8 protein-coding genes are annotated in these 11,408 nt (G+C 53.9%); 4 read left to right on the top strand and 4 right to left on the bottom strand.

Translation table 11 applies throughout. The annotated features are described in order from the left end of the window. Window positions 1-17 precede the first annotated feature (17 nt). From ACJJIF_RS10405 to argS, 4 genes are all read right to left on the bottom strand, one after another. Window positions 18-905, bottom strand: a complete 888-nt coding sequence (locus ACJJIF_RS10405) for a dTDP-4-dehydrorhamnose reductase family protein (protein WP_444932147.1) — start codon at window positions 903-905, stop codon at window positions 18-20. A gap of 168 nt (window positions 906-1,073) precedes the next feature. Further along, window positions 1,074-1,778, bottom strand: coding sequence for a DUF1266 domain-containing protein (locus tag ACJJIF_RS10400; RefSeq protein ID WP_444932146.1), 705 nt, complete (start codon window positions 1,776-1,778; stop codon window positions 1,074-1,076). Next, on the bottom strand, window positions 1,750-3,708 hold the full coding sequence (locus tag ACJJIF_RS10395; RefSeq protein ID WP_444932145.1) for a tetratricopeptide repeat protein: 1,959 nt from the start codon (window positions 3,706-3,708) through the stop codon (window positions 1,750-1,752). The genes ACJJIF_RS10400 and ACJJIF_RS10395 overlap by 29 nt, the downstream gene beginning before the upstream one ends. Window positions 3,709-4,494: 786 nt before the next feature. Further along, window positions 4,495-6,231 carry an arginine--tRNA ligase gene (gene argS, locus ACJJIF_RS10390; protein ID WP_444932144.1) on the bottom strand — a complete coding sequence of 579 codons (1,737 nt, stop codon included), beginning with the start codon at window positions 6,229-6,231 and terminating at the stop codon, window positions 4,495-4,497. Window positions 6,232-6,376: 145 nt separating this feature from the next. On the opposite strand from argS, the gene sbcB reads away from it, so the two are divergent. The 4 genes from sbcB to ACJJIF_RS10370 all read left to right on the top strand — a co-directional run bounded on the left by sbcB (window position 6,377) and on the right by ACJJIF_RS10370 (window position 11,379). Further along, window positions 6,377-7,828, top strand: coding sequence for an exodeoxyribonuclease I (sbcB, locus tag ACJJIF_RS10385; protein WP_444932143.1), 1,452 nt, complete (start codon window positions 6,377-6,379; stop codon window positions 7,826-7,828). A 110-nt stretch (window positions 7,829-7,938) separates the two neighbouring features. Continuing rightward, window positions 7,939-8,955: an aspartate carbamoyltransferase gene (locus tag ACJJIF_RS10380; protein WP_444932142.1), complete on the top strand. Its 1,017-nt coding sequence runs from the start codon at window positions 7,939-7,941 to the stop codon at window positions 8,953-8,955. 192 nt (window positions 8,956-9,147) lie between these two features. Then, window positions 9,148-10,551 carry an NfeD family protein gene (locus ACJJIF_RS10375; protein ID WP_444932141.1) on the top strand — a complete coding sequence of 468 codons (1,404 nt, stop codon included), beginning with the start codon at window positions 9,148-9,150 and terminating at the stop codon, window positions 10,549-10,551. A gap of 63 nt (window positions 10,552-10,614) precedes the next feature. Beyond that, on the top strand, window positions 10,615-11,379 hold the full coding sequence (locus ACJJIF_RS10370; RefSeq protein WP_444932140.1) for a slipin family protein: 765 nt from the start codon (window positions 10,615-10,617) through the stop codon (window positions 11,377-11,379). The last annotated feature ends 29 nt before the right edge of the window (window positions 11,380-11,408 follow it).

Raw genomic sequence — 11,408 nt, 5'->3', positions numbered from 1 at the left:
TCTGAAAGCGATTCAACTCAGCTTTCAATAAAGGGCTTTAAGTTTCGTAATAGTTGTTGCTCCAGGGGTTCTCGGCCGCTAATGCCCAAATCTGTCAGCTTTGATTTATCCAGCTGGCAATTGTAAGGACGCGGCACAGCAAAGTTGGGTTCGCTATCGGCGCTCAGGTGCTCGGCACTCAGATTGCAGACTTTGGCGATAATATGTGCGAGTTCGTAGCGTGTGCAGGGAGTATCGCCACTCCATTGATAAATGCCTTCAAAATTTATGCCACTACGAACTTTTAACAGGCACTGTTCCAGCACTTCTGCCACTTCTTCCACACTGGTGGGAAAACGAATTGCCCAGTGATCCAGTGTGACCGGTTTTTGTTTACGCAGGGTATCCAGTAGGGCGGTAATGCCGGACTCTTCCAGGTAGGCGACGGGCCCGAACAGCCAGGGCAATCTCAACACCCAGTGATTGCCGTTCTTCAGTACCGCTTCTTCTCCAGCCAATTTACTGCGGCCATAGAAATTAATTGGATTGGGTTTGTCATCAGCCCTGTAGGGCGGGGCGCTGCCATCAAAAACATAGTCGGTGCTGATATACACCAATTGTGTGTCGTTTTCGTTACAGTGCTTCGCTAGAAACTCTGTGCTGCCGACATTGAGTTGCCAGGCGCTATCGGGGTTGTCGGCACAGCGGTCCGGCCAGCGTTCGGCGGCACAGTGGATAACGATATCGGGTTTGACCTGCTGTAAGCAGGTTTTTAGTGCTGCGCTATCGGACAAGTCCAGGCGAATAAGGTTTTCTCCCGCGCGGGAAAAGGCGGTACCGGTTACGGAGAAAGTCGGGTTGCTGCAAAGCTGTTTAAATACGCTGCGGCCCAATAGGCCGGAGGCGCCGGTAATTAGAACTTTCATGAGATATCCTCCTCTCATAGGACCGAGGGCAGAAGTATGCCATTCTCTAGAAATTAATGTCGCCGGATGGCGAGGAAGTCGGCAGGGAAAGCCTGCCGACCTATTTGCTGGAGCGGGTGTCGGATGGGAGCACTCTATTTCTGCTGCATCACTTTACCCTCGAGTAAATCAAGATGCACTCAGGTCTAAATCCCAGGGCAGTGAGTTCCAAGGGCTGTGGGGGCTGCCGGTTAAGCGCTTGATCACTTCGATCGACTCTTTAGCAAAACTCTCAGAGACAGATTTACGCCAGTACTGGCGTCCGGCAATATAGCTCAGGGCAAAGCTATACCAGCTATCGAAAGACTTTTGTGCCCTCTGCGCGATACGATGGATCTTCTCCCAGGCTTCCTCTTCACTGAGCATCCCCAACGAGCAACACCAGCGGCAGACAGAAATACAACGCATATCGTCCCAGCCGCTAATGCCACCGATTTGTAAAGTATGGCGATAGGTTTTTACCAGTATTAAACAGTTCTGGTAATCGGGATCGTGGTTATGGGCTTCAATATAGGCGTCGATTGCTCGCTCAGACAGGCCATCAAAGTGTTTCTGGATCTGCATATAGCTGTGGTTGTGCCCCTCGCTGGTCAGCCACTCTATCATGCTCAAGCAATCTTCACGGGACTCAATTCCCCAGTCGCGCTTCATCATATGAGCGATTAGCTCGCGATCCTTTTCATCGGTACCTAAGTTATGAAAGACATCATGGCGCAGTTCGTTCAGCTCGGCAATCTGGGCATTGAGGCCTAGTCCCCACAACTGGGCTTGCGATAAATTATCCGGATTTAAATGGTATTCTTGATCAGGTGCTAAATTCGTTAACCACTTCACTGCTCATTCTCTCAATAGCTTCTCTGAATGTATTTACTTGCGCGGGATCGGCATCGGCCCTTTCTAAGGCTTCTAAGGCCTGGGTTGCTCTTTCGCGGTTTTTTGTCTTGCAGGCGATTTGCAGCCACAAAATGGCTGAGTCCTCTCTGGCAGTGTTATAGGCGGTGGAATTCTCAAAAGAGTCCATGGCCTCGTCCAGTAAGCCTAACTGTTGTTGACAGTTACCCAGCTTGTGCCAGTTTTTGCAATCGGTGGGAGAGGCTTTAAGCACCCGCTTTAAGTCCGCCGCTGCCTCAGCGTAATTTTCCGCACCTATAAATAATTCGGCGCGTACTGTATAGCAGAGCGTTTCCTCACTATTGAGGGCGATTGCTTGATTAATAGTTTCTAGGGCCTCGTCGGCTTGCTCCAGGCAGCGCTGTGCATCGGCCAGCAGTAGCAGGACTCTTGCAGATCTGGGATTGTAGCGCACGGCTTTCTTGAGCAGCTTGACGGACCAGTCAAACTTCTTGTTACACAGGGCTTGTTCGCCAAGCTTCACCAGCGCTTCATAACCATTTCCGCCACTTTTCACCGAACGGTTATGGGAGAGATTGAATGCATTCTCTGCTGCGTCCACTTCCCCGATAGCTTCGTAGGCAAGTCCAAGCAGGTAGTGAAATTCTCCATCCCGATCGGTTCTGGAGAAAAAACCCTTTGCTGTAAGGGGGAGAAGAAACTGGATTGCTTCATGGTAGGCGCCTATCTCCAAGTAACTTTCGGCGACACGGCGTTGCTCTTGACGGTCCTTTGGGTTTTTGTCAAGGTGCTCGAGGCCCCGCTGGACAATTTGCTGGTTGATACGCACAAGTTGGATACGGGCTTCCATATCAAAAGGGGTTTGCACCAATACCTGGTCGTAGAGATGTTTGCTCGCCAATAAGTCGTGAATTTGTAAGTAGCAGGCGGCGAGGCCCTTGAGGGCGAGAGGGTGATCCTCATCAATAGCTAAGGCTGATTCGTAGGCGTTAAACGCCGCGCTAAAGTGACTCTGCTGATAATAAAGGGCCGCGCTTCGCAGGTGCCCATCAATATTTTCATTAAAGGCGTTATTTAGCTGTTGGCTGTATTGAAGTGCGAGGGATTGGTCCCCTTCATTGAGATGTAAAGTTGAGAGCAGCCGGTAGCGCTCGGGGTCGTCTATGGCTTGCTCCTGTAATGCTGCTAGTACGGTGCCGCGATCACTGTCTTCCGGGTTGTCGAGCAGATTTTCTAGATGCTCGCGCTGGTCTAGGTAGGTCTCAATTGTCTGGATATCGGTGTTTTCTGGAAAGCGAATACCCTCATAGGAAAGACCCCAGCGACAAGTGATGGTACGGTTAAGGATATAGCGCAGAAAGTCTTCTTTGAAGACTCGCTGTAGCCAGGCAAAGTTGTCGTGCCAGGCAAATTTATTGTCCAGGTAATCGATAATCTCACAGGGAATAAAGCGATACTGAGCAATAAATTGCAATAGCCACGGCGTCATATGCTGCCGGACTTCCATGCTCCAGGATTCGTAACTGTCAAAAATAGCCTGCCAATTAGCAAGTTGAATGCGCGCATTGAAATCTGAATAGAGTTCGAAAACCGCTTGCTCCAGCTTGGCGACAGCCTCTTCGCTGTTGCCGCAGTTGAGACCACCTGCGCCCCCCTGAGAGTGGGTGTCAGGCTGTGTTTGGGGGGTGACTTCATCTGAGTTGTACTCAGAGGCTGCCTGGGGCGCGGTGATGTCCTGCTCAGGTTGGTAGTACTTGGCTTCTTCCAAGGCCTCTTCGTAGGCTATTCGGAGCTGCTTAAAACCCTCGGGATCTTCATCTGGGCGGTGTTTTTTTAACTTGGAGGCATAGGCGTGCTTAATAGCTCTCTTATCTACGGTTGGGGATATGCCGATAATTTCCCAGCAAGTCATTCTGTTCCCTCGAATTGGGGTAGGTTTTCAAGTTTGTCGTTTTTTTGACTGAAGTGAGTTTTCTGTAGTTGGCGCTGTGAAAATATTTTATTTATTTGCATTGACCTCCATAAAGTGTGCGGGACAACCCTGGATTTTATTGCTATCTGAGATAAGAAATAGCTGCCCTTGTAGTAATTGGGGAACATTTACTGGCGTCTTATAAAGATTGCGGCTTGCATATGAGTGGGAGAGACTTTATTGCATCCAGTGTGACGGGCTCCTGCTCGTGCAGTGTGTCCAGTAAGGCACTGATGCCGGATTTCCCAAAGTAGGCGATGGGTCCAAATAGCCAGAACACCTTAATACTCAATGGTTCCCGCTTTTGAATACTGCTTCTTCCCCTGCAGGTTTGCTGAGGCCATTAAAATTAATTGGGCGAGGGGTGTTATCGGCGGCACAGTGAATCACAATGCCTGGCCTCACTGTCTGTAAGCAGGCTTTTACGGCTTTGCTGTAGGACAAGCTCATGTCAGTGACATTTTCTTCCGTGCGGGAAAAGGCGGTACCGGTAACTGAAATCTGGATTGTTGGAGAGCTGCTTAAATAGGCTAGGCCCCAACTGGCCGGAGGCGTGGGTAATCAGTATTTTCACGGGTTACTTTCCTTTCTTCAGACTGGAGGAAAACGTGTGGCCTGAATAGGGCAAGAAATGGTGCAGGATGGTTGGGCAGGCCACAACTGAAAGCAGCCTGCCCGGATACAGCCCGTGAAATGTTACAGAGGGCGGCACCGGTCTGGAGCTATTTACATCTGCTCCATCACTTCAATGCCGAGCAGATCGAGGCCAGTTGCGATAGTGCTGGCTACAAGGTTACACAATTGCAGGCGACTATGCTTCTGTTGTTCGCTTACACCCTCTTTCAGTACCGGGCAGGCTTCGTAGAAGCTCATATAGGCGCTGGCCAGCTCGTACAAGTAGGTACAGAGTACGTGCGGGAAGGTGTCCTTGGCCACCTGATCCAGTACTTCGCCAAATTGGCTTAGTTTAATTGCCAGGGCGCGCTCTTGGGGGCTTTCCAGCTGGATATCGCCTTTGAGTTCAGTGGGCTCAATACCCGCTTTGCGGAAAATACTGCGCACGCGGGTGTAGGCGTATTGCAGGTAGGGCGCGGTGTTGCCTTCGAAGCTGAGCATGGATTCCCAGCTGAAGATGTAATCGTTGGTGCGGGTTTTGCTCAGGTCCGCATATTTCACCGCACCGATGCCCACCTTGCGGGCGATTTCCGCACAGGTTTTCTCATCTAGCTCCGGGTTCTTCTCGGCCACCAGCTTCTTGGCCCGCTCCACCGCCTCATCCAGCAGGGCGGCCAGTTTTACCGTGCCGCCGCTGCGGGTCTTAAATGGTTTACCGTCGTCGCCCATCATGGTGCCAAAAGCGCAATGCTCAAGAGAAACCGACTCTGGCAGGAAGCCCGCTTTGCGCGAGGCGACAAAGGCCTGTTGTAGGTGCAGGGATTGGCGAGCATCAACAACATAGAGGATACGGTCGGCACTGAGTTGGTTGGCGCGGTAGCGGATAGCGGCCAGGTCGGTGGTGGCATACAGGTAGCCGCCGCCTTTCTTCTGGATAATCATCGGGCTGGGGTTGCCCTCTTTATCGGCCATCTCTTCCAGAAAGACCACGATTGCCCCCTGGTCCTCCACGGCGATGCCACTATCCAGCAGCTCTTTAACCAGTACCGGCAGATCGTTGTTGTATTGGCTTTCGGCGTAAACGTCTTCCTGCTTAAGGGTGACATTCAGTTTGGAATAGATCTCTTCACAGTGGCTGATGGAGATATCGATAAACTGTTTCCACAGTTTCAGGCACTGCTCGTCGCCACCCTGCAATTTGACAACGTAGCCGCGAGCGCGGTCGGCGAAGCCTTCCTCGTCGTCGAAGCGCACCTTGGCCTCGCGGTAGAACACTTCCAGGTCGGCCAGCGCCACCTCTGCATCGCTGTCTGCCAGTTTATCGGACAGGTGTGCCAGCAACATGCCGAATTGGGTGCCCCAGTCGCCCATATGGTTTTGACGAACGACCTTGTGGCCCTGGAACTCCAGCAGGCGCGCCAGGGCATCGCCGATAATGGTGGTGCGCAGGTGGCCCACGTGCATTTCTTTGGCCAGATTGGGGTGGGAATAGTCGATGACTACGGTCTTCGGCGCTTCGGTGGCAGCAATATTTAGGCGCTTGTCGCCCTGGGCGGCCAATAGCTGCTGGCTCAGCCACTGTTTACTTAAGTGGATATTCAGGAAACCGGGGCCGGCGATCTCGACTTTCTCGATCATCTCGCCCTTGTCCAGCTGCTCCAGAATCTTGCCGGCCAGCTCGCGCGGGTTAGTGCCCAGCCGCTTGGCGGCACCCATAGCGCCGTTGGCCTGGTAGTCGCCAAACCCGGCTTTCTTCGCAGGTGCCACAATGGGGCCGCATTCTTCGGGGATACCGGCGGCGAGCATGGCGGCCTGGAATTTGTCGGAGAGGAGTTGGCGAATATTCATAGGGTGAAGTGCTGTCTTAAATTCGTGGAAACGCCGAATTTTAATGGGCGGTGGCGGCTTTGCAACCAGCGCTGACAAAGGAGTTGCTTCGGAGTGCCCCAAATCTCGACTTAAGTGTCCAGACGGCGGGGTGCTCGGTGGTATCATGCCGGCAAATTATGGAGGTACCGTGAGTTCTAGCACACTTTATTGGCACGATTATGAAACCTGGGGCACAGACCCGGGGGCCGACAAGCCGGCGCAGTTTGCCGGTATCAGAACCGACGAAGAACTGAATGTCGTCGGCGAGCCATTGATGATTTACTGCCGCCCTTCGATGGACTGCCTGCCGCAGCCGATGGCGAGCCTGGTGACGGGCATCAGTCCGCAAAAAGCCCTGGCCAACGGTGTGCCGGAAATAGAGTTTATCCAGCGTATCCTCGCCGAACTGGGCGCACCGGGCACCTGTGGGGTGGGCTATAACAGTTTGCGTTTTGACGACGAGGTAACCCGCTACACCCTGTATCGCAACCTGCTCGATCCCTATGAGCGCGAGTGGCGCTCCGGCAACAGCCGCTGGGATATTATCGATATGGTGCGACTCACCTATGCCCTGCGCCCCGAGGGTATCCAGTGGCCCACTCGTGAGGACGGTGCGCCATCCTTCCGTTTGGAAGAACTCACAGCCGCCAACGGCATCGCCCACGAGGGCGCCCACGATGCGCTGTCGGATGTACACGCCACCATTGATATGGCCAGACTGATCCGCAAACAGCAGCCCAAACTATACGATTACGTGTTTCGCCTGCGCCGCAAGCAGGAGGCGGCCAAGATGATCGATATGCGCGAGCGCCGCCCGCTGTTGCATATTTCCGGTAAGGTCTCCTCGAATCATGGCCACTTAACTTATGTGATGCCGCTGGCCAGCCACCCGGTTAACCGCAATGCGGTTATTGTTGCCAATCTGGCGATGGATCCCGAGCCGCTGCTCAACTTGGATGCGGATACCCTGCGCGAGCGCCTCTACACTTCCCGCGACAAGCTCGGTGAGGGCGAATTGCCGGTGGGCCTGAAGCTGGTGCACTTGAACAAGTGCCCGGTGTTGGCGCCGGCCAATATGCTCGATGGCAAGCGTGCCGCTGAGTTGGGTATCGACCGCGCGGCCTGTGAGGCCAACTGGCGCAAGCTTAAAGATATCGACTTGACCGAGAAACTGCACAACGTATTCCTGGATCGGGAGTTCCCCGCCAGAGACGTAGAGGCCGACCTTTACGGTGGCTTCCTCAGCGATGCTGATCGGGATATCTGCCGCGAGCTGCATCGCAGCCTGGCGGCCCGGGGCCCTGAAGCCCTGGCGGGTGAAGTACCTTTCAGTGACAAGCGTCTGCCCGAACTGCTGTTCCGTATGCGGGCGCGCAATTTCCCCGAGACCCTGTCTGAGGAAGAGCAGCAGCGCTGGCAGATCTGGTGCTTCCAGCGCTTAACCGATGCCGGTGCCGGCGCTTCAATCACCTTGGAAGACTACTTCCGCCAGCTGTCTGAGTTGCGGGTGCAGCACCCGGAGCGCATCTCCTTGATCACCGAACTGGAAAACTGGGGCGATAGCTTACTCGCCTAATATACCCAATCACGCAGCGGCAATTCTTCCGCTGGGCTCTATCGCAGTGCCCGAGTAGAATGCCGCTCGCGAATACCCGGCGCCCATAAGGCGCAACCACTGGAGTAACCATGGACTTTATCGGAGCCAATATTCTGTCCGTCAGCCAATTTGAACGCGCCGACATAGAGCGTGTTTTCGATGTGGCCGACGCCATGACCCCCTATGCGCAGCGCGAAAAGGTAACGCGTGTACTGGAGGGGGCGATTCTCGGCAATATGTTTATGGAGCCGAGCACCCGCACTCGCCTGAGTTTTGGGGCCGCCTTTAACCTGCTGGGCGGCACCGTACGTGAAACGGTAGGTATTACTGCCAGTGCTATGGCCAAGGGGGAATCCCTCTACGACACCGCGCGAGTACTGTCTGGCTATAGCGATGTGATTTGTATGCGCCACCCGAAAGAGGGGTCGGTGGCTGAATTTGCCGAGGCGAGCCGCGTACCGGTAGTTAACGGCGGTGACGGCGCCAATGAGCACCCCACCCAGGCACTGCTGGACCTCTATACCATTCGCAAGGAGCTGGCTGCCCACGGCCGCAGCCTGGATGATTTCCGCATCGCCATGATCGGCGACCTCAAACACGGCCGCACCGTACACTCCCTGTGCAAGCTGCTGTGCTTGTTCGGCAAGGTGCAGATTACCCTGGTCTCCCCGCCAGAGCTGGCGATGCCGGAAGCGATAGTGGAGATGTTGCGCGGAGCGGGTCACGCGGTGACCGTCACCGACCAGCTGGAGTCCTCGATCTCCCATGTGGATATCGTTTACTCCACCCGTATTCAGGAGGAGCGTTTTGCCTCTCAGGAAGAGGCCAACCGCTACCGCGGGCGCTTCCGCCTGAACAAGGCCATTTTTACCCGCCATGCAGAGCCGAATACGGTGATTATGCACCCCTTGCCACGGGATTCCCGCGCGGAGGCCAATGAACTGGATATCGACCTGAATGAACACCCGAGCCTGGCGATTTTCCGCCAGACCGACAATGGTTTATTGGTGCGTATGGCCCTGTTTGCCATGTTGCTCGGTGTTGAAAACCAGGTGGATCAATATTCCCGCGATGTGAACTGGTACAGCCGGCGCAACCGGGTATAAATCCGCTCAACTGGGCGTAAACCCCAGCGGAAATAAACAAACCCCCGACTAATTCTGTTAACCTGATGGAATTAGCCGGGGGTTTTTGTTCCGGTATTTAGGCGGAGCGCCAAAGCAAATCCTTACTGCTCGCGGTGGTGCTCAATACCCAATTATTGGCGTCGCGCCAGATATCGCATCAAGGATAGATGCATGTCGCAGCAGAATTCGCCCGTCCTGTTCTTTCGCAGCCTGGTTGTGCTGGTGCTGCTGTTTAGCTTTTTGGCGTGTAAAGGTGCCGCCCAGGAAGGCGCGTCCCCCCATGTAGCCATACTCAAAATTAATGGCGCTATAGGCCCCGCGACTACGGATTATTTCCAGCGGGCCACGGGGGAGGCGGTGGCGCGGGGAGCGCAGTTGGTGATTCTACACCTGGATACCCCCGGGGGATTGGATGCGGCCTCCCGGGATATTATTCAGCATATTCTCGCCTCCCCCATACCTATTGCCACTTACGTTTACCCTTCCGGTGCCCGCGCTGCCAGTGCGGGAACTTATATTCTCTACGCCAGCCAGATTGCGGCGATGGCGCCTGCTACCACTTTGGGGGCGGCTACGCCGGTGCAGATTGGCGGGCCTCAGGGCACCCCTATGCCGGCAGGCGAGGGGGAGGATAAGCAGGAAAAAGAAGATAGGAGCGACGAGGAGGAGAGGGAAAAGCCTCTTGCCGGCACGGCGATGGAGCGCAAGGTTGTCAATGACTCTGTCGCCTTTATTCGCGGCTTGGCACAGCGCTACGGACGCAATGTGGACTGGGCGGAAAAAGCCGTGCGCGAGGCGGCGACCCTGACCGCCCCGGAAGCATTAAAGATGAATGTGATCGATATTGTTGCCGATAACGATGCCGATCTCTTGCGCCAGCTTGCCGGGCGAAAAGTGTTGCTCGATGCTGGCGATTTTACCATTCCGGAAAATATCGCTGAATTGCCAACTAAAAATTACGAGCCGGATTGGCGTAATGAATTATTGGCCCTGATTACCAATCCCCAGGTGGCCTATATTCTGTTGTTGGTGGGGATTTACGGGCTTATTTTTGAGGGCTATAGCCCCGGTGCTTTTGTGCCTGGGACTGTTGGTGTTATCTGTCTTTTATTGGCGTTTTATGCCCTGCAAGTATTGCCGGTCAATTACGCCGGTCTTGCATTAATCGTAGTTGGCGCACTGCTGATTGTGGCCGAAGCTTTTATGCCGAGTTTCGGTGCCCTGGGAATTGGGGGAATTATTGCACTGGTAATTGGCTCGGTGATGCTTATTGATAGTGATGTGCCGGGAATGCAGGTCTCCAGGCAGCTGATTGGTGCTATTGCCGGTGTGAGCGGTGTCTTTTTACTGCTGCTGTTGACCGCTGTTGGGCGCAGTTTGCGCCAACCAAAAGTTGCCGCCGACCAGACTCTGGTCGGACGCTTCGCGCTGGTGAGTGAGGTTAAGGGCACAGAGATCTTGGTGCATCTCAATGGGGAAATCTGGCAGGCGTCCTGCAAGCAGCCGTTAAAGGTGGGGCAGAGAGTTCGGGTGGTGGCCCAGCGCGGTATGGTATTGCAGGTCGAAGTAGAGTAGGTGCAGCAATAAAGTGGATTGATAGCAGGACTCAATAATTAAGGTGGGAATAGGGAGAGTTTTATGATGCTCAGTTATTTTTTAGGGCTGTTAGTCGTCGCGCTGGTACTGCTGCTGTTGTATGCCGTTCGTATTTTGCGTGAGTACGAGCGCGCCGTTGTATTTTTCCTGGGGCGCTTTCAGACAGTGAAGGGTCCCGGGCTGATTATTATCATTCCCATTATCCAAACTATGGAGCGAGTGGATTTGCGCACTGTGGTTATGGATGTGCCTACTCAGGATGTTATCAGTCGGGACAATGTCTCGGTTAAAGTCAATGCTGTGGTTTACTACCGGGTAATTAATCCCCAGTCCGCGATTATTAATGTGGAGTTTTATCACGAGGCGGTAAGTCAGCTGGCCCAGACTACTTTGCGCTCGGTATTGGGTAAGCATGAACTGGATGAGATGTTATGTGAGCGGGATAAGCTCAATGTGGATATCCAAAAAATTCTCGATGAGCAGACCGATGCCTGGGGCGTGAAAGTGACCAACGTTGAGATTAAACATATCGATCTGGATGAAAGTATGGTGCGGGCTATAGCGCAGCAGGCCGAAGCGGAGCGCGCGCGGCGGGCGAAAGTGATTCATGCAGAGGGGGAGGCGCAGGCAGCTTTAAAACTCACCGAGGCCGCTAACCAGCTATCGAAAAATGCCAACGCAATTACGTTGCGCTACATGCAAACTATGATTGATATTGCCGGTGCAAATAACAGTTCCACCATTGTATTTCCGTTGCCCCTGGATTTGATCGAGCCGATGCTGAAACGGGGCTCTGTATCCAATTAACGATATTTCAGGCAGCAATAACAAAGGCC

This window comes from Microbulbifer regidiadema (SeqCode), from assembly GCF_052467605.1.
This window is presented reverse-complemented; position numbering and strand designations above follow the sequence as displayed.

Coding starts and splice junctions, on each gene's coding strand:
- sbcB (WP_444932143.1), top strand. CDS start 6,377: ATGCCGGCAAATTATGGAGGTACCGTGAGTTCTAGCACACTTTATTGG.
- ACJJIF_RS10370 (WP_444932140.1), top strand. CDS start 10,615: ATGATGCTCAGTTATTTTTTAGGGCTGTTAGTCGTCGCGCTGGTACTG.
- ACJJIF_RS10405 (WP_444932147.1), bottom strand. CDS start 905: ATGAAAGTTCTAATTACCGGCGCCTCCGGCCTATTGGGCCGCAGCGTA.
- ACJJIF_RS10395 (WP_444932145.1), bottom strand. CDS start 3,708: ATGACTTGCTGGGAAATTATCGGCATATCCCCAACCGTAGATAAGAGA.
- ACJJIF_RS10375 (WP_444932141.1), top strand. CDS start 9,148: ATGTCGCAGCAGAATTCGCCCGTCCTGTTCTTTCGCAGCCTGGTTGTG.
- ACJJIF_RS10380 (WP_444932142.1), top strand. CDS start 7,939: ATGGACTTTATCGGAGCCAATATTCTGTCCGTCAGCCAATTTGAACGC.
- argS (WP_444932144.1), bottom strand. CDS start 6,231: ATGAATATTCGCCAACTCCTCTCCGACAAATTCCAGGCCGCCATGCTC.